At 71.4% G+C, this 16,829-nt stretch carries 15 protein-coding genes; 10 read left to right on the forward strand and 5 right to left on the reverse strand.

Annotated elements, in window-relative coordinates; genetic code table 11:
• Positions 1-81 precede the first annotated feature (81 nt).
• The 8 genes from ACWGDX_RS07555 to ACWGDX_RS07590 all read left to right on the forward strand — a co-directional run bounded on the left by ACWGDX_RS07555 (position 82) and on the right by ACWGDX_RS07590 (position 9,665).
• The gene (locus ACWGDX_RS07555) at positions 82-1,329 is read left to right on the forward strand and encodes an extracellular solute-binding protein (RefSeq protein ID WP_453623171.1); all 1,248 of its coding nucleotides are present in this window, start codon (positions 82-84) and stop codon (positions 1,327-1,329) included.
• Positions 1,326-2,258 (forward strand): carbohydrate ABC transporter permease, encoded by a 933-nt coding sequence (locus ACWGDX_RS07560; RefSeq protein WP_453623173.1) that lies wholly within the window; start codon positions 1,326-1,328, stop codon positions 2,256-2,258. Before ACWGDX_RS07555 ends, ACWGDX_RS07560 begins: the two co-directional genes overlap by 4 nt.
• A complete protein-coding gene (locus tag ACWGDX_RS07565) occupies positions 2,255-3,112 on the forward strand; it encodes a carbohydrate ABC transporter permease (protein ID WP_453623175.1) in 858 nt (285 codons plus the stop codon). Before ACWGDX_RS07560 ends, ACWGDX_RS07565 begins: the two co-directional genes overlap by 4 nt.
• Before the next feature lie 14 nt (positions 3,113-3,126).
• Positions 3,127-4,686 (forward strand): beta-N-acetylhexosaminidase, encoded by a 1,560-nt coding sequence (locus tag ACWGDX_RS07570; protein WP_453623177.1) that lies wholly within the window; start codon positions 3,127-3,129, stop codon positions 4,684-4,686.
• A gap of 167 nt (positions 4,687-4,853) precedes the next feature.
• Positions 4,854-6,257 carry a cellulose binding domain-containing protein gene (locus tag ACWGDX_RS07575; RefSeq protein ID WP_453623329.1) on the forward strand — a complete coding sequence of 468 codons (1,404 nt, stop codon included), beginning with the start codon at positions 4,854-4,856 and terminating at the stop codon, positions 6,255-6,257.
• Positions 6,258-6,433: 176 nt separating this feature from the next.
• On the forward strand, positions 6,434-7,687 hold the full coding sequence (locus ACWGDX_RS07580; protein WP_453623331.1) for an extracellular solute-binding protein: 1,254 nt from the start codon (positions 6,434-6,436) through the stop codon (positions 7,685-7,687).
• Between the two features lie 293 nt (positions 7,688-7,980).
• Positions 7,981-8,790, forward strand: a complete 810-nt coding sequence (locus ACWGDX_RS07585) for a GNAT family N-acetyltransferase (RefSeq protein ID WP_453623179.1) — start codon at positions 7,981-7,983, stop codon at positions 8,788-8,790.
• Positions 8,787-9,665 carry a lysophospholipid acyltransferase family protein gene (locus tag ACWGDX_RS07590; protein ID WP_453623181.1) on the forward strand — a complete coding sequence of 293 codons (879 nt, stop codon included), beginning with the start codon at positions 8,787-8,789 and terminating at the stop codon, positions 9,663-9,665. Before ACWGDX_RS07585 ends, ACWGDX_RS07590 begins: the two co-directional genes overlap by 4 nt.
• Here the strand turns inward: ACWGDX_RS07590 and egtD are convergent.
• The 4 genes from egtD to egtA are packed head-to-tail and all read right to left on the reverse strand — an operon-like array spanning position 9,560 to position 13,903.
• Positions 9,560-10,522, reverse strand: a complete 963-nt coding sequence (gene egtD, locus ACWGDX_RS07595) for an L-histidine N(alpha)-methyltransferase (protein WP_453623183.1) — start codon at positions 10,520-10,522, stop codon at positions 9,560-9,562. The genes ACWGDX_RS07590 and egtD overlap by 106 nt on opposite strands.
• Positions 10,519-11,274 carry an ergothioneine biosynthesis protein EgtC gene (gene egtC / locus ACWGDX_RS07600; RefSeq protein ID WP_453623185.1) on the reverse strand — a complete coding sequence of 252 codons (756 nt, stop codon included), beginning with the start codon at positions 11,272-11,274 and terminating at the stop codon, positions 10,519-10,521. The genes egtD and egtC overlap by 4 nt, the downstream gene beginning before the upstream one ends.
• Positions 11,274-12,632, reverse strand: a complete 1,359-nt coding sequence (gene egtB / locus ACWGDX_RS07605; protein WP_453623186.1) for an ergothioneine biosynthesis protein EgtB — start codon at positions 12,630-12,632, stop codon at positions 11,274-11,276. The genes egtC and egtB overlap by 1 nt, the downstream gene beginning before the upstream one ends.
• The gene (egtA, locus tag ACWGDX_RS07610; protein WP_453623187.1) at positions 12,629-13,903 is read right to left on the reverse strand and encodes an ergothioneine biosynthesis glutamate--cysteine ligase EgtA; all 1,275 of its coding nucleotides are present in this window, start codon (positions 13,901-13,903) and stop codon (positions 12,629-12,631) included. The genes egtB and egtA overlap by 4 nt, the downstream gene beginning before the upstream one ends.
• 334 nt (positions 13,904-14,237) lie before the next feature.
• On the opposite strand from egtA, the gene ACWGDX_RS07615 reads away from it, so the two are divergent.
• Positions 14,238-15,137, forward strand: coding sequence for a TIGR02452 family protein (locus ACWGDX_RS07615; protein ID WP_453623189.1), 900 nt, complete (start codon positions 14,238-14,240; stop codon positions 15,135-15,137).
• A 29-nt stretch (positions 15,138-15,166) separates the two neighbouring features.
• Here the strand turns inward: ACWGDX_RS07615 and ACWGDX_RS07620 are convergent, their stop codons facing one another.
• A complete protein-coding gene (locus ACWGDX_RS07620; RefSeq protein WP_453623190.1) occupies positions 15,167-15,619 on the reverse strand; it encodes a type II toxin-antitoxin system PemK/MazF family toxin in 453 nt (150 codons plus the stop codon).
• 102 nt (positions 15,620-15,721) lie between these two features.
• Between ACWGDX_RS07620 and ACWGDX_RS07625 the strand changes: the two genes are divergently transcribed.
• Positions 15,722-16,774, forward strand: coding sequence for a LacI family DNA-binding transcriptional regulator (locus ACWGDX_RS07625; protein WP_453623192.1), 1,053 nt, complete (start codon positions 15,722-15,724; stop codon positions 16,772-16,774).
• Positions 16,775-16,829: the final 55 nt, after the last annotated feature.

A 16,829-nucleotide genomic window follows, 5' to 3' on the forward strand; every position in this document is an offset into this window, starting at 1 on the left:
ACGCCACCATTGGTCCATGCCACCTTCTGGGCACACACCTTACCAGTTGACCAATTGGTAAAACCCTTATCGAGGTGGCCCGTGAAGATCCGCTTCATCGCCGGCGCCGCGGCACTCGCGGCGACCCTGGCCGTCAGTGCGTGCGGCTCCTCCTCCGGCAGCGCCGACGGACCGGAGAAGCTCACTGTCTGGATCATGAAGGACAGCGTCACCGAGGACTTCCTCACCCGGTTCTCCGAGGACTTCGAGCGGCGGCACGAGGACATCGCCCTGGACATCCAGATCCAGGAGTGGGACGGCATCGGCGAGAAGGTCACCGCGGCCCTCGCCTCCACCGACGCCCCCGATGTCATCGAGGTCGGCAACACCCAGGTCGCCCAGTACGCCGCCAGCGGCGGGGTCAAGGATCTCACCGGCCGTACGGAGGACCTGTCCGGCGCCGACTGGCTGCCGGGGCTCGCGGAACCGGGAAGGATCGACGGCAAGCAGTACGGAATCCCCTGGTACGCGGCCAACCGGGTCGTCCTCTACCACAAGGACCACTTCGCCCAGGCCGGTATCACCTCGCCGCCCGCCACCCAGGACGACTGGCTCGCGGACACGGCGAAGCTCGACAAGGGCGGTGTCCAGGGCATCTATCTGCCGGGCCAGAACTGGTACACCCTGGCCGGCTTCATCTGGGACGGGGGCGGCGATCTCGCCGTCCGGTCCGGCGATGACTGGAAGGGCGCGCTGGACACCCCCGAGGCGCTCGCCGGGATGGACTTCTACCGGCGCCTCCAGGCCCTCGGGAAGGGACCCAAGGACTCCGACGAGGCCAAGCCCCCGCAGGCGGAGGTCTTCGCCAAGGGCGATGTCGCCCAGATCATCTCCGTACCCGGCGGAGCGAAGATCATCGAGGAGACCAACCCCGCGCTGAAGGGAAAGATCGGCTTCTTCCCCGTGCCGGGCAGGACGGCGGGCGAACCGGGCGCGGTATTCACCGGCGGCTCCGATCTGATCGTCCCGGAGGCCTCCGCCCATCAGGACGCGGCCTACCAGGTGATCAAGGCGCTCGCGGGCGACACCTGGCAGACCGACATGGCGAAGACCATGAGCTATGTCCCCAACAGGACCTCGCTCGCGGGCGCGGTGAAGGGCAGCGAGGGCACCGCCGCGATGGCCGCGGGCGCCGCGCGGGGCCGGGCGACCCCCAACTCACCGCGGTGGGCCGCCGTCGAGGCCACCAACCCGATCAAGCAGTACATGACCGCGGTGCTCACCGGAGCCGATCCCGCGAAGGCCGCGAAGGAAGCGTCCGACAGCATCACCAAGACGCTCGGCTCATGAGCGCGGCAGCCGGGCCCCGCCGGGCACCCGGAGCAGGCCGGATACCCAGGGCCCTGTGGCCGTATCTGCTGATCGCGCCCACCGTGCTCGGCACCGCGTATCTGCTCGTCTATCCGCTCGTGCGCAATCTGGTCATCTCGCTCCAGACCTATGGGATGGGCGAACTCATCCGGGGCGGGGCACCGTTCGCCGGCCTCGCCAACTACCGGGAGATCCTGGACGACACCGTGTTCTGGGAGGTCGTACGGCGGACCTTCTGGTGGACCGCGGTCAATGTCGTCCTGATCATGGTGCTGGCCACGCTGGTCGCGCTGATGCTCCAGCACCTCGGCCGGCGGACGCGGCTGCTGGTGATGAGCGGTCTGGTGCTCGCCTGGGCCAGCCCGGTCATCGCCACCACCACGGTCTTCCAGTGGCTGTTCTCGTCCCGGCTCGGAGTGGTCAACTGGCTGCTCGTCACGCTCGGATTCGAGTCGTACGAGGACTACTCCTGGTTCGCGGACGGCACCGCCACCTTTGTCATCCTGGTCCTGCTCGTCGTCTGGCAGTCCGTGCCGTTCGCCGCCATCACCCTGCACGCCGCGCTGCTCACCGTCCCCGCCGAACTGTACGAGTCGGCGCGGATCGACGGCGCGGGCGCGGCCCGTATCTTCCGCTCCGTCACCCTGCCCGTGCTGCGGCCGCTCTTCGCGCTGGTGCTCTGTCTCGAAGTCATCTGGGTCTTCCGGTGCTTCGCCCAGATCTGGGCGATCAGCAAGGGCGGCCCCGGCGACGCGACCACCACGCTGCCCGTCTACGCCTACCGGACCGCCCAGTCCCTGCACCGCTACGACCTGGGAGCGGCGGCGTCCACCATCACCGTGCTGCTGCTCGTCGCGGTGCTGGTCGTCTACTTCCGTCAGATGTTCCGGCAGGAGGCCGAACTGTGAGTCCCGTGGCAGGCGGCGCCGCGCGCCGCGCCCGGATACGCCGGATACCGCTGCACGCCGCCGCGCTGGTGGTCTTCGTCCTCTCCGTCTTCCCCGTCTACTGGATGGTGCTGACCGCCTTCAAGCCGACCCGGGACATCCAGTCCGAGACCCCGCTGTTCCTGCCGACGTCGCTCACCCTCGACCACTTCACCAAGGCCGTCCAGGCGGACGGGTTCTGGCTCTTCTGGCGCAACAGCCTCGCCGTCACGGCCGGGTGTGTGCTGCTCGCGCTGGTCGTCGCCCTCGGCGCCGCGTTCGCCGTGGCCCGGCTGCGCTGGAAGGGCCGCAGGGGATTCATCCTCATGGTCTTCATCGCGCAGGTGGCGCCCTGGGAGGCGCTGCTGATCCCGATGTATGTCATCGCCCGTGACACCGGCATGCTCGACAAGCTGTCGATGCTCACCCTGATCTACTTCATGATCACGCTGCCCTTCACCATCGTGACCCTGCGCGGCTTCCTCACCGCCATCCCCGTCGAACTGGAGGAGGCGGCCCAGGTCGACGGCTGCACCCGCGCGGTCGCCTTCCGCCGGATCACCCTGCCGCTGCTCGCCCCCGGACTGCTCGCCACCTCGCTCTTCGGATTCATCACGGCCTGGAACGAGTTCGCCTTCGCCAACATGCTGATCATCAAGAACCAGGACGACCGCACCCTCCCCGTCTGGCTGTCCTCGTTCTCCAATGTCTTCGGCACCGACTGGGGCGCCACCATGGCCGCCTCCACTCTCTTCGCCCTGCCCGTTCTGGTGCTCTTCCTCGTCCTTCAGGGACGGGTCGCCTCCGGGATGACCAGCGGCGCCGTCAAGGGATAGGAGACCAACCCCCCATGACCGCGGTACACCGCGCCGGACTCCAGCTCATTCCACGGCCTTCCCAACTGACCCCGCTTCCCGGACGGTTCACACTCGACGAACACACCGCGGTACGCGCGGCCCCCGGCGGCGCCCAGGACGCCGCCGCCCTGCTCCGTACACTGCTCGCCCCCGCCACCGGCCTGCCGCTGCCGGGCGCCGACGACGGCAGGATCGTCTTCGTCCTCGATCCCGCCCTCGGCGGACTGGGCGACGAGGGGTACGGACTGACCATCGGCACCGACGCCGTACTGCTGCGCGCCGGCGGCCGGGCGGGCCTGCTGCGCGGTGTCCAGACGATCCGTCAGCTGCTGCCGCCGGGGGCGCTGTCGCACGAGGCGGCGCGCGGTACGGACTGGGCGCTGCCGTGCGTACAGATCACGGACGTACCGCGGTTCGCCTGGCGCGGCGCCATGCTCGATGTGGCCCGGCGCTTCCGGCCGGTCTCCTTCCTGCGCCGGTTCACCGATCTGCTCGCCCTGCACAAGCTCAATGTGCTGCATCTCCATCTCACCGACGACCAGGGCTGGCGGATGCCCGTCGCCGCCTATCCGAAGCTCACCGAGGTGGGCGGGGAACCGCACGGCGGCGCCTACACCCGCCAGGAGCTGAGCGGTCTGGTCGCCTACGCCGCGGCCCGCGGCGTCACCGTCGTACCGGAGATCGAGATGCCCGGTCACGCGCGGGCGGCGCTCGCCGCGTACCCCGAACTCGGCAATGTGCCCTCGCGCGGACTCACCGTGTGGGACCGCTGGGGCGTGTGCGAGAACGTCCTCGGCGTCCATGACCAGGTGCTCGACTTCTGCCGCACCGTACTGGACGAGGTCATGGAGACCTTTCCCTCGCCGCATGTGCATGTGGGCGGCGAGGAGTGCCCCACCACCGAGTGGGAGCGCTCGCCCGACGCGCGCCGGCGGGCCGCGGACGAGGGGCTCTCCGGCCCCGAGGCGCTGCACGGCTGGTTCATGGGACGCGTCGGCGCCTTCCTCACCGAGAACGGCCGGCGGCCGCTGGGCTGGACCGAGTCCGGGAGCGATCTGCCCGTCGGGTTCACCGCCGTGCCGTGGCGGACCGCCGAGCACGGACTCACCGCCGCCCGCCGGGGCCAGGACGTGATCATGGCTCCGTACCGCTCGACCTATCTCGACTACCCGCAGAGCGACGGTCCCGACGAGCCGCCCGGCCAGCCGGGCGGTGTGGTGTCCCTGCGTGATGTGTACGACCTGGAACCCGCGCCCGCCGCGTGGGAACCGGACGCCGCCGCCCGGGTCCTGGGCACCCAGGCACAGCTCTGGAGCGAGTACGTGCCCACCGCCGCGCACGCCGAGTATCTGGCGTTCCCCCGGCTCTGCGCGCTCGCCGAGACCGCCTGGTCCGCGCACCGGGACTGGCCGGGCTTCCAGCGGCGGCTGATCCACCACCGAACCCGGCTCGACGCGCTCCGTGTGCCGAGCCGTCCTCCGCACGACCCCTCGCACGGCCTTCCGCAGCACTCCCCGCTCGGCCCCCCACCAGGAGAGGAAACCGGTCGATGACCACACAGGAGAACGCCCCCGCGCCGACGAGCCCCACACCCCCGGCGGACACCACCGCGCCGACAGCCAGCACCGCGCCGATGAACACCGCCGCCCCGATGAACACCGCCGCCCCGGCGGACACCACCTCACCGGCGGACACCGTGCGCCGCGCCCGCCGCGCGGGGATGCGGACCGCCGTCGCCATGGGCCTGGCGGCCGGACTCGGCTGCGCCGCGCTCACCGCGCTGCCGGCCGCCGCCGCCGACCCGTCGCTGAAGGTCCAGTACCGTCAGAGTTCCACCGGTTCCGACCAGGCCGAGCCCTGGTTCAAGGTGGTCAACACCTCGGGCTCCGCCGTCTCCCTCGGCACGGTCAAGGTCCGCTACTACTTCAAGGCCGACGCGGGCGCCTCGTACACCTTCGCCTGTTCCTGGGCGGTGAAGGGGTGCGCCAATATCACCGGCACCTTCGGCACCCTCGCCCGTCCGACCGCCACCGCCGACCGCTATCTGGAGATCGGCTTCACCGCGGGCGCGGGCTCCCTGGCCCCCGGCGCCGACACCGGCGACCTCCAGCTCCGCTTCTACCGCTCCAACTGGGCCTCGCTCAACCAGAGCGACGACTACTCCTTCGGCCCCTCGCAGACCGCCTACGGCGACTGGACGAAGACCACCGCCACGGTGGGCGGCACGCTCGTCTGGGGAACGGCCCCGGAGGGCAACGACCCGGGCGGCCCGACGAACCCGCCCACCGACCCCCCGACCGACCCGCCCACCGGCGGTGCCGCGCTCTTCGACGACTTCGACTACACCTCGCACACCGATCCCGCGATCGGTTCCCATGGCTGGAGCGTGCGCGCGAACTCCGGCGGACCGGGGGTGCCGGGGGCGGCCTGGGCACCCGAGAACGTCACCTTCGCCAAGGAGGGGACGAACTCGATCATGAATCTGGAGACGTCCACCGCCGGCACGAGCGGTACGACCGAGCAGACCGAGGTCCTCACCAAGGCGATGAAGTTCAGGAACGGCACCTACGCGGCCCGGGTGAGGTTCTCCGACACCCCGAAGTCGGGCCCGGACGGTGACCGTCTCGTACAGACGTTCTTCACCATCAACGACCTCAAGGCCCCGATGGCGGACGACTACGCCGAGTACGACTTCGAGTATCTGCCCAACGGCGGCTGGGGCGAGCCCGCCAACATCCTCTACACCACCTCGTGGGAGACCTACCGGCCCGATCCCTGGGAGGCCGTCAACCAGCACTCCGAATCCCGGATCAGCTACGCGGGCTGGCACGACCTCGTGGTCACCATCGACAACAACGCGATCACCTACTACGTCGACGGGCAGACCTTCGGCACGCACGACGCCCGCTATCTGCCCGAGCGCCCCATGTCGATCAACTTCAACCAGTGGCTGATCGATCTGGCGGGGCAGCCGAGCACCACACCGCGGGCGTACGACCAGAAGGTCGACTACGTCCTGCATGTCAAGGACCAGGTGCTGACCCCGGCCCAGGTCGGCGCGAAGGTCAACGCCTACCGGGCGGCGGGCACCACCTTCGAGGACACGGTGCCCGGCGGTCAGTGACCGGCCCGGATCATCGGAGGAACGGGCGCCGTTCAGGCGCCCGTTCCTCTCCGTCCCCTTGCGGGACTTGACCCTCCCCTTGGTCCATACCAAAATCCCACACACCCGTGCGAACGCTGTTCGCTCCCCCCACGCCGGGCTCCCTTTCGTGCCGTTAAGCCAGAAGGTTGACCTACGTGAAGAACCGCTGTCTTCCCTGTTCCGTGGCTCTTGTCTCCTGTGTCGTGCTCGGCGGCTGCGGAATGATGCCGGGCGGAGGCGGAGGCTCCACCACGGTGACCGTCTGGCTGATGAAGGACAGCGTCTCGGACGCCTTCCTCGACCGCTTCGTGACCGACTACGAGGACGAACACCCCTCCGTCGAGCTGGACATCAGGATCCAGGAGTGGACCGGGATCGGTGAGAAGGTGCTGACCGCGCTGGACGACGAGGACGCCCCGGATGTGATCGAGGTCGGCAACACCCAGGTCGCCCAGTACGCGGAGAGCGGGAATCTGCGTGATCTCACCCTGGAGTCCGTACGGGACCTGGGCAGCGCGGAGTGGCTGCCGGGTCTCGCCGAGCCGGGCAGCATCAACGGCGCGCAGTTCGGTATCCCGTGGTACGCGGCCAACCGCGTCGTGATCTACAACAAGGAGCTGTTCGCGCTCGCCGGGATCGACGAGGTGCCCAAGACCCGTGAGGCATGGCTCGCGGACACCGAGGAGCTCAACCGCGGTGGCAACCAGGGCATCTATCTCGCGGGCCAGGACTGGTACACCCTCGCCGGGTTCATCTGGGACGAGGGCGGCGAACTGGCCGTCGAGGCGGGCGGTGAGTGGCAGGGCACGCTCGACTCGCCCGCCGCGCTCAGAGGCATGTCCTTCTACAAGGACCTCCAGTCGCTGGGCGAAGGACCGAAGAACTCCGACGAGGCCAAGCCCCCGCAGGCGGAGGTCTTCGCCAAGGGCGATGTCGCCCAGATCATCTCCACCCCCAGCTCGGCGCGGCTCATCCAGGAGCAGAACCCGGAGCTGGAGGGCAAGCTCGGCTTCTTCCCGATACCGGGCAAGACGTCCGACAGACCGGGGCGCGTCTTCACCGGCGGCTCCGATCTGATCGTCCCGAAGAACTCCAGCCACCACTCGGCCGCCGTCGAGGTCGTCAAGGCGCTGGCGGGCCGGAAGTGGCAGACGGATCTCGCGAGAACCATGAGCTATGTGCCGAACAAGGTGACGCTCGCCGGTGTCATCGACGGCGACGAGGGTACGGCCGCGATGGCCGTGGGGGCCGCCAGGGGCCGGGCCACCCCCAACTCCCCGCAGTGGGCGAGTGTCGAGGCGGACAACCCGATCAAGCCCTATATGACGGCCGTCCTGGAGGGCCAGGACCCGGAGGAGTCCGCGAGGGCGGCCTCCGAGCACATCACCGCCGCGCTGGTCTCCGGCTGAACCCGGCCCGTCCGGCCCCGGCCCCGCACGGCTCCTCGCCGGGGCATTCACCGGTTTCTCCGTCGCGGGACAGTGCCGATAGGTTACGTGGTGGCGTCCACGCGGCCGGAACAGGACCCGGAACGAGACACTCCGGTGTGCGCCCCGGTCCCGGCCATTCAACCGTCTCACATCCGCACTCCGCCGTGTGGTCATGTCAAATCCAGCCGGTCAAGGAAGAAACAAGGTGCCGGACCCGCCGCGCGAGCGACGGACTCCGGCAGCCGCCTTCCCCACCGGCACAGGAGACAGCCATGTCCGCCATCGCACCAGCACCGCTCACGACCGCTCCCGCTCCCTCGCCCGTCGGCGTTCCCGCTCACGCCGACACCGAGACGCGCTATGTGGTCTCCCTCGCCCGTAACCAGGAGGACGTACGGGCCGCGCAGCGGCTGCGCCATCTCGTCTTCGCGGGAGAACTCGGCGCCCGGCTCGACGGCCCCGAGCCCGGCCTGGACATCGACGAGTTCGACGCGTACTGCGACCATCTGCTGGTACGTGAGGAGATCACCGGCGAGGTGGTCGGCACCTACCGGCTGCTGCCGCCCGAGCGCGCCAGGGCCGCGGGACGGATCTACTCCGACAGCGAGTTCGACCTCTCCAGGCTGGGCCCGATCCGGGACGACCTGGTCGAGGTCGGCCGCTCCTGCGTCCACCCCCTGCACCGCACCGGCGGCGTCATCGCCCTGATCTGGGCCGGACTCGCCCGCTATATGACCACCTCGGGCCACAACTGGCTCGCGGGCTGCTGCTCGATCCCGCTCGGGGACGGCGGCGCCCTGGCCGCCTCCACCTGGAGCACCGTGAAGGCCAAGCACCTCGCGCCCGAGGAGTACTGGGTCACCCCGCACCGGCTCTGGACGCCGGCCTCCGAGGCCGAGGCCGCCTCCGCCGCCGAGCTGCCGCCCCTGCTCCGCGGCTATCTGCGGCTCGGTGCCTGGGTCTGCGGCGCGCCCGCGCACGACCCGGACTTCGACTGCGCGGACCTCTATGTCCTGCTGTCGATGAAGCGCACCAACCCGCGCTATCTGAAGCACTTCCTCTCTCTCGTTCCCTCGGCATGAGTGTCTGGCTGCCCACCGCGCCCTGCGTCTCGCCGGAGTGCGCCACCCACAGCGGACCCCTCGCCGGCCCGCTCACCGGGATCGCCCGGCTGCTGGTGGGGATTCCCCTCGTGCTGGCGGGGGTGCTGCTCACCCCGCTCGTCTCGCTGCTGCGCGGGGCGCACCGGGACCGGCTGACCCGGCTCTGGGCGGGGGCGGTGGTCCGGAGCTTCGGTCTGCGCGTGCGCGTGGTGGGCGAGCCGGCGCCCCCGCGCGGCAGCGGATTCCTGGTCGTCTCCAACCACATCTCCTGGCTGGACATCCCGCTGATAGCCGCCGTCTTCCCCGGGCGGAATCTGGCCAAGAGCGAGATACGGGGCTGGCCGGTCCTGGGCGCGATGGCGACCCAGGGCGGCACGGTCTTCGTGGAGCGCGAGCGGCTGCGGGCGCTGCCCGGCACCGTACGGACCCTGGCCACGGCCATGCGCGAGGGCTCCCGGGTGGTCGTCTTTCCCGAGGGCTGCACCTGGTGCGGCCAGGACCACGGCCGGTTCACCACCGCCGTCTTCCAGGCCGCGCTGGACGCGCACGCCGATGTCCGGCCCGTACGGCTCACCTACCGGGGTCCCGGCGGGGAGCCGTCCGGTGCGCCGGCCTTCATCGGGAACGACTCGCTGGGGGTCTCGCTGTGGCGGGTGGTGACGGCCGGCGGGCTGACGGCGGAGATCACGGTCCTGCCGGTGATCCCCGCCGGACGCCACACCGACCGCCGCGCGCTGTCCGCCGCCGCTCAGACCGCCGTCGCGAGCGAGAGCGCGAAGCGCCCCGCCTCATCGGTCCACCAGCGTGTCAGCTCCATCCCGGCGGCCGAGAGCTCCGTCCGTACCCCGTCCTGACGGAACTTCGCCGACACCTCGGTCCGTACCTCCTCACCGGCCTCGAAATGCACCACCAGATCCAGTTCCGGGATTTTCACGGTCAGGGCCCGGCGGGCCCGCAGCCGCATCTCGATCCACTCGTTCTCGGCGTCCCAGAGCGCCACATGGCCGAAGTCGCGCGGGTCGAAGTCCGCGCCCAGCTCCCGGTCGATGACGGAGAGGACGTTCCTGTTGAACGCGGCTGTCACCCCTGCCGCGTCGTCGTACGCCCTGACCAGTACGGACTCGTCCTTGACCAGATCCGTGCCGAGCAGCAGCGTGTCGCCCGGCGCCAGCAGCGCGCGGACCGATGTCAGGAACGCCGCGCGCTCGGCGGGCAGCAGATTGCCGATCGTGCCGCCGAGGAACGCGACCAGCCGGGGACCGGGCGTCTCCGGCAGGGTCAGCCCGGCCGTGAAGTCGGCGATCAGCGCGTGCACCCGGAGTGCGGGCCGCTCGGTGAGCAGCGACCGCGCGGCCCCGCTCAGCGCGCTCTCGCTCACATCGACCGGGACGTAGAGCTGGAGCGCGGTCAGCTCGTCGAGCAGATGACGCGTCTTGTCGGACGATCCCGATCCCAGCTCGACCAGGGTGCGCGCCCCGGTCTCCGCCGCGATCGCGGGCCCGCGCGCCAGCAGGATCTCCCGCTCGGCGCGGGTCGGGTAGTACTCGGGGAGCCGGGTGATCTCCTCGAACAGTTCGCTGCCCCGGGTGTCGTAGAACCACTTGGGCGGCAGCGTCTTGGGGGTACGGGTCAGCCCCTGGAGCACATCGGCGCGCAACGCGGCGCCGGTGGCGTCCTCGGGCAGGGTGCGGGTCAGTTCGAACGGGCTCACGCGGGTGGCTCCTTGAGGGGGGTGAGCAGAACATCGGCGCGGGTCGCCACCAGCAGGGTGCGGTCGGGGACCGCGCGCCAGCGCGGATCGTCGTCGTAGGGCTCCGACGCCACCACCGTGCGGTCGCCGGGTCCGGTGCGGTACCAGAGGGTGTCGCCCCAGGTGGTCGCCGCTATCCGGGCGCCGTCGGTGAGCAGCAGGTTCAGCCGGGACGCGGGGGCCGCCGTCGCGATCTCGTGAACGGTGTCGGCCAGCGCCTGGCCGAGCTCGTCCCCGGCCCGCAGCCGGTGCAGCACCAGCGCCCACAGCAGCGCGGAGTCGCTGCGGGCCGGCAGGGAGAGCAGCTCGGTCAGGGACAGGGCCGCCGCCGTCGCCGCGACACTGTCCGGCCAGCCGCCGACCGAGCCGTTGTGGCCGAACAGCCACGGCCCGTCGGCGAACGGCGCCGCCGCGGCCTCGCCGTCGGCGCTCGGCACCGTCGCGTCACGTACCGCGGCGAGCAGGGCGCCGGTACGGACCACCCGGGCCAGATCGGTGAAGCCCGGGTCGGCCCAGATCGGCAGGGCGCGCCGGTAGCGGGCCGGGACCGGATCGCCCTCGGCGTACCAGCCCACCCCGAAACCATCGGCGTTGACGGTCCCGTACCGCTGGTGGCGCGGCGCCCAGGACTGCCGGTAGAGCCCGTGCGGAGGGGCCACAAGCACCTCGCCGAGCGCCACCGGCGGTCCCAGGTAAGCGATCTGACGGCACATCAGGATCTCCCCGGGGTACCCGCGGTCACGTCGGCCCCGGCCGTACGGGCGGTGCGGAAGCCGGAGAAGATCTGGCGCCGCACCGGCAGGTCCCAGTTGCGGAACGTGCCCCGGCAGGCGACCGGGTCCACCGCGAACGACCCGCCCCGCAGCACCTTGTGCGCACCGCCGAAGAACACCTCCGAGTACTCGCGGTACGGGAAGGCGGCGAAGCCCGGATAGGGCAGGAAGTCGCTCGACGTCCACTCCCAGACATCACCGATCAACTGCCGTACACCGAGCGGCGACGCGCCCCGCGGATAGCTGCCCGCGGGCGCCGGGCGCAGATGGCGCTGCCCGAGATTGGCCCGCTCCGGGGTGGCCTCCTCGTCGCCCCACGGATACCGCAGCGACCGCCCGGAGACGGGATCGTGCCGGGCGGCCTTCTCCCACTCCTCCTCGCTCGGCAGCCGCCGCCCCGCCCAGCGGGCGTACGCATCGGCCTCGTACCAGCTCACATGGAGCACCGGCTCGTCCAGCGGGACCGGCTCCACCACACCGAAGCGCCGGCGCAGCCACTGCCCGCCCTCGTGCCGCCAGAAGAGCGGGGCGCCGATGCCGTGCTCCTGGATCTGGGCCCATCCCTCCGGCGCCCACCAGCGTTCGCCGGTGTATCCGCCGTCCTCGATGAAGTGGAGATAGGCGCTATTGGTCACCGGAACGGTGTCGATGAAGAACGCGGGCACGAGCCGCTGATGGGCCGGCCGCTCGTTGTCCAGCGACCAGGGCTCGGCGGAGGTGCCCATCGTGAAAGGCCCCGCGGGGACGAGCACCTCGGCGGGCAGCCCCGTCATGTCCCCGGCGGGCGGCGGGGGCGCGGTCAGCGCGGCCGGCCCACGGCGCAGCTGATGGGTGATGAGCATGGTCTCGTCGTGCTGCTGCTCGTGCTGGGCGATCATGCCGAACGCGAAGCCGGCGTCCAGCAGCGGACCGCCGTGCAACGGGGTGCGCTCGATGACGTCCAGGACCCGGCCCCGTACGTCCGACGCGTACGCCCGCGCCTCGGCGGGCGGCAGCAGCGGAAGTGTGGGCCGCGCCGCGCGGGGATGCTCGAAGGCGTCGTACACCGAGTCGATCTCGGGGCGGATCGCCGCGCGGCCCGCGACGGTCCGCAGCAGCCACTGCTCCTCCTGGTTGCCGATGTGCGCCAGATCCCAGACCAGCGGCGACATCAACGGGGAGTGCTGCGCGGTCAGATCGTGGTCGTCGACGCACGAGGTCAGCAGCGCGGTACGGTCCCGGGCGGTCGTCAGGGCGTCGACGGCCCGCTGCCGCAGCCGTTCCACCGGTATCCCGACGGTTTCCGCTGAGTCGGTCATGTCCTGGGGTCCTTCCCGTTCAGAGAGGCGCGCAGCTCGTCGGCGGGACACCGGCCGGGCACCACATAGCGTTCGTAGAAGTCGGCGACGGCCTGCTGCACGGCGGGAGTGGCACCGATGCGCGGCAGCGCTTCCCGCGCGACGGCGAAGCAGGCCATCGCGGCGAGATGCAGCTCGGGGTCGGCCAGGCCGTACCGCGCGGCGTTGACCCAGAGCAGATTGCGTGGCGCGGGCAGCGAGCCCGCCGTCTCCGCGAGGGACTTGACGGTGCGGTAGGCGGTCTCCGACGCCTCGGGATCGTCGAACAGCGCGGTGGTGACGGCGAGCGGCACCAGCCAGCCGTCCTCGCCCGGCTGCTGGTCGATCATCCGCAGTTCCAGATGGCCGCGCGGCCGGACCGGCGGGAAGAGCGTCGTGAGGTGGTAGTCGAGATCGGCGCGGACCGGCGGCCGGGGCGCCCCTGAGCGGATCCAGTTGCGGAAGGTCAGCCCCTCCGGCACCGTCCAGGGGCCCTTGGGCGCCCGGATGCACATCACCGGGGCGTCCAGGGCGAGCGCGGCCCAGCCCGCGCGCGGCTCGTGCCGCGCGGACGGCGCGGTGGTACGGGCGGGGTCGAGCTGAGCCCACAGCGCCTGCCGGGTGGAGCGCCAGCCGGTCGGCCTGCGCTCGCGCATCGGGGAGTTCGCGAACGCGGCGACCAGCACCGCGCCCAGCAGATGGGCGAGTTGCCAGCGCCGGCCGTAGCCGAGCGGGCCCGGCTCCTCGTGGCCCGCGTCCAGACAGACCTGGACGGAGGCGGTCGTCCGCATCATGGCGCGGCCGGCCGGACCGATCCGGTCGAGATAGATCTCCATGGCGTCATAGCGCGGGGCGCGCAGCAGCCGGTCGGGAGAGTGCCAGGGGTCCTGTCCGAGACCCGCGAGAGCGAGTCCCGCCGTACGGAGCGCCGACCGTACGAGGGCCAGATCCTGGGCGGTGGAGGTGACGCACTCCATCAGTGACCCGGCGGGCGCCGAGCTCAGTTCGAGCTGGCCGCCCGGTTCGAAGGTGAGTGCCGAGCTGAGACGCAAGGTGCGCAGTCCGTCGAGGGCTTCCCTGAGCCGGCGGACCGGGACGGGCTGTTCGGGGCTGTGCAGATCGTGCACGAGCCATTCCAGTTCCACGCCCACGGTGCGGGGCGGGCCGGTCTTGAAACAGATGCCGCGCAGCAACTCCTCGGCGTCGTCCTCGCCGATCGCTGGTCCCTCGTCGCTGAAACTGTCGGGTGGCATGGCCGGATCCTCCTGTCGAAGACCTGTGGCCTGTCTTTCGGACCCTGCTGGGCTCGCGTGCCTCGGTGCCGCGCCTCGCCGTGTTGTCGTCGGTCGCCTACGCTCCGCGTGGGCTCCTTCCTCCGCCTTGCGATCCACGGCACCAGACCCCGCTCCCTGATCCAGCCTGGTCCAAAGGACAGGCCCCGGACCGCACTCCACCCCGGGTTCGGGGCGGAGCGCTTCGTCCAACCTAAAGCCCCTCTCACCGCTTCGCACAAGAGTGCCCCTGGGGCCGGTGTTTCGCCAGAAAACCTGTTGCCCCGGATGAGATCGTCCACTCACGATTCGCCGTATGAGCGCACGGCTGCGGGGCATCGCGAAAGAAACCGAGGAGATCGTCCGAATGGGGAAGTACCGTGCCCCGGACGGCCGTGACGTGGTGATTCGCGCGGCACTCGACGCCTCGCTCAAGGGCACGCGGATGTACGGCCCCGGACCGGTCGGGGTCGCGGTTCCGGCCGCGGCGGCCATGTCGGCGGCGGGACGAACGGCCGGTCCCGAGGCGGGTCGTACCGGCCTCACGGCGGGTCGTACGGTGAACCGGGTGACGGCGGCGGTCGAGGTGACCGGTGAGAGCAGCCTCAAGGCGGCGGAACGGCTGACGGCGGCGGGAACGGGTCCGGTGGCCGTGCTGAACTTCTCCTCGGCCCGCAATCCCGGCGGAGGCTATCTCAACGGGGCACAGGCCCAGGAGGAGGCGCTCTGCCGGGCCTCCGCCCTCTACACCACACTGCTGCGCGTGCCCGGGTTCTACGCCCACCACCGCGCCGACCGCAGCCCCTTCTACAGCGACCGTGTGATCCACTCACCGGGTGTGCCGGTCTTCCGCGACGACCGGGGCCGGCTGCTCGGCACGCCGTACCACGTGGGCTTTCTGACCTCGGCCGCGCCGAACGCGGGGGTGATCGCGCGGCGTGCGCCCGAGCAGGCCCACCGGATACCGGCCGCGCTCGCCTCCCGTGCGGAGCGTGTGCTGGAGACGGCGGCGGAGCGCGGTTACCGGCGGCTGGTGCTGGGCGCCTGGGGCTGCGGTGTCTTCCGCAACGACCCGGCGGCGGTCGCGGAGGCGTTCCGCGCGCCGCTCACCGGGGACGGCCGGTTCGCGGACCGCTTCGACGAGGTGGTCTTCGCGGTGCTCGACCGGACGGCGGGAGCGACCACACTGGGGGCCTTCCGGCGAGCGTTCGCGTAGATCCCTCCTCCGCCGCCGTGCGAACGGTGTCAGCTCCAGCCGTAGCGTTCCCTGAGCCGGTTCACGACCAGATTGAACCGCCCCCGGTCCAGGGCGCACGCCTCCCGCCGCATACCCCGCTCATGGACCCGCAGCACCCGGTCGACATCCACCCAGGACTCGCGCCCCGCGCGGTCCCACGGTCCCACCCCGATCGGCACCCACTCGCGGTCGCGGTCATGGCGCTTGCTGGAGAGCTGGACGGCGAGCAGCGTGCCCGCCGCCTCACGGGCCACCACCAGCACCGGCCGGTCCTTGCCCCGCCCGTCGTTCTCCTCATAGGGCACCCAGGTCCAGACGATCTCGCCGGGGTCCGGGTCGCCGTCGTGCTCGGGGGCGTACGAGGTGCGGACCGGACCCACGGCACGTGGATCGGCCTCGGTGGTGGCGGTGGGACCGGCACGGCCGGGAAGTTCGCCGGAGGCGTCGGAGAAGGTCGTCATCCGCACGACGTTAGAACGTCCGTGCGGCGCCCCGGCGGCCGGGGCCGGGTGAGGGCATCCGGGGGACCCTGCCGCGCGGTGTCTGGAAAGATACCGGGAGCTATGAGCCCGTTTCCCGAGCAGTCCGCCGCACACTCCGCCGAACGTCCCGTCCCGGTCGAACGCCCGGTCCCGACCAGCGCCGATGTGGCACGGCTGGCCGGTGTCTCCCGTGCCACCGTCTCGTACGTGCTCAACAACACCTCGGCCGTCCGGATCAGCGAGCCCACCCGTCGCAAGGTGCGCGAGGCCGCGGAGCGGCTGGGGTACGTACCGCACGCGGCGGCCCGCAGTCTGCGCGCCGGGCACACCGGGATCGTGCTGCTGCCCGCGGCCCATGTCCCCGTCGGGCCCCTGTACAGCGCCTTCTTCAACGAGCTCCAGTGGGCTCTGCGGCGGCTCGGCTACACCGTGGTGCAGTACGGCAGTCTCGGCATGGACGGGGACACGGCGGCCCGCGCCTGGGCCGAGCTGCGGCCCGTCGCCGTCGTCTCGCTCGGTGAGATCGCCCTGACCCCGCAGGGCGTGGACCTGCTCAAACGGTCCGGTGCGCGAGCCGTGATCACACTCGGTCCCCACCGGGTCGCCGGCGCGCACGCGCTGGTCATGGACCAGCGTGGGATCGGGAGCACGGCGGTGGCCCATCTCCTCGGGCGCGGCCGGGCCCGGATCGGTGTGGTGATGCCGGAGGAACCCGGCCTGGATCTGTTCGCGGACCCGCGCCTCGCGGGGGCCCGTACGGCCGCCGAAGGCACCGGCGCCCGGATCGAGCCGCTGCCGCTCGCGTACGAGGAGGAGTCGGCGGCGGCCCTCGCCGCCCGCTGGCGCGCACTCGGCCTGGACGCCGTCTTCGCGTACAACGACGAGTACGCGATGCTCCTGATGCGGGCGCTCCAGGACGAGGGGATCGGCGTCCCCGAGGAGACGGCCGTGATCGGTGCGGACGATCTGCTGCTCGGCAGACTGCTGCGGCCCCGGCTCTCCACCGTGCGTATCGACATGGTGACGGGACAGCGGCTGGCCGAACTCGTGCACCGGGTCGTCCGCGACCCGGACGGCGAGCCGGAGCGCCACGATCTGATGGGGGCGCGGGCCGTCCACCGCGAGTCCACCTGAGCCCGGGGCCCGGGGCTCGGAGCCGGGGCGCGCGGGGACCGGAGCACGGCTGACG

Source organism: Streptomyces sp. NPDC055025 (genome assembly GCF_053608565.1).

What these genes read in the sequence shown, in the direction of transcription:
- ACWGDX_RS07560 (WP_453623173.1), top strand. Translation starts at nt 1,326, where the DNA reads ATGAGCGCGGCAGCCGGGCCCCGCCGGGCACCCGGAGCAGGCCGGATA.
- ACWGDX_RS07570 (WP_453623177.1), top strand. Translation starts at nt 3,127, where the DNA reads ATGACCGCGGTACACCGCGCCGGACTCCAGCTCATTCCACGGCCTTCC.
- ACWGDX_RS07575 (WP_453623329.1), top strand. Translation starts at nt 4,854, where the DNA reads ATGCGGACCGCCGTCGCCATGGGCCTGGCGGCCGGACTCGGCTGCGCC.
- ACWGDX_RS07585 (WP_453623179.1), top strand. Translation starts at nt 7,981, where the DNA reads ATGTCCGCCATCGCACCAGCACCGCTCACGACCGCTCCCGCTCCCTCG.
- ACWGDX_RS07590 (WP_453623181.1), top strand. Translation starts at nt 8,787, where the DNA reads ATGAGTGTCTGGCTGCCCACCGCGCCCTGCGTCTCGCCGGAGTGCGCC.
- egtC (WP_453623185.1), bottom strand. Translation starts at nt 11,274, where the DNA reads ATGTGCCGTCAGATCGCTTACCTGGGACCGCCGGTGGCGCTCGGCGAG.
- egtB (WP_453623186.1), bottom strand. Translation starts at nt 12,632, where the DNA reads ATGACCGACTCAGCGGAAACCGTCGGGATACCGGTGGAACGGCTGCGG.
- egtA (WP_453623187.1), bottom strand. Translation starts at nt 13,903, where the DNA reads ATGCCACCCGACAGTTTCAGCGACGAGGGACCAGCGATCGGCGAGGAC.
- ACWGDX_RS07615 (WP_453623189.1), top strand. Translation starts at nt 14,238, where the DNA reads ATGAGCGCACGGCTGCGGGGCATCGCGAAAGAAACCGAGGAGATCGTC.
- ACWGDX_RS07620 (WP_453623190.1), bottom strand. Translation starts at nt 15,619, where the DNA reads ATGACGACCTTCTCCGACGCCTCCGGCGAACTTCCCGGCCGTGCCGGT.
- ACWGDX_RS07625 (WP_453623192.1), top strand. Translation starts at nt 15,722, where the DNA reads ATGAGCCCGTTTCCCGAGCAGTCCGCCGCACACTCCGCCGAACGTCCC.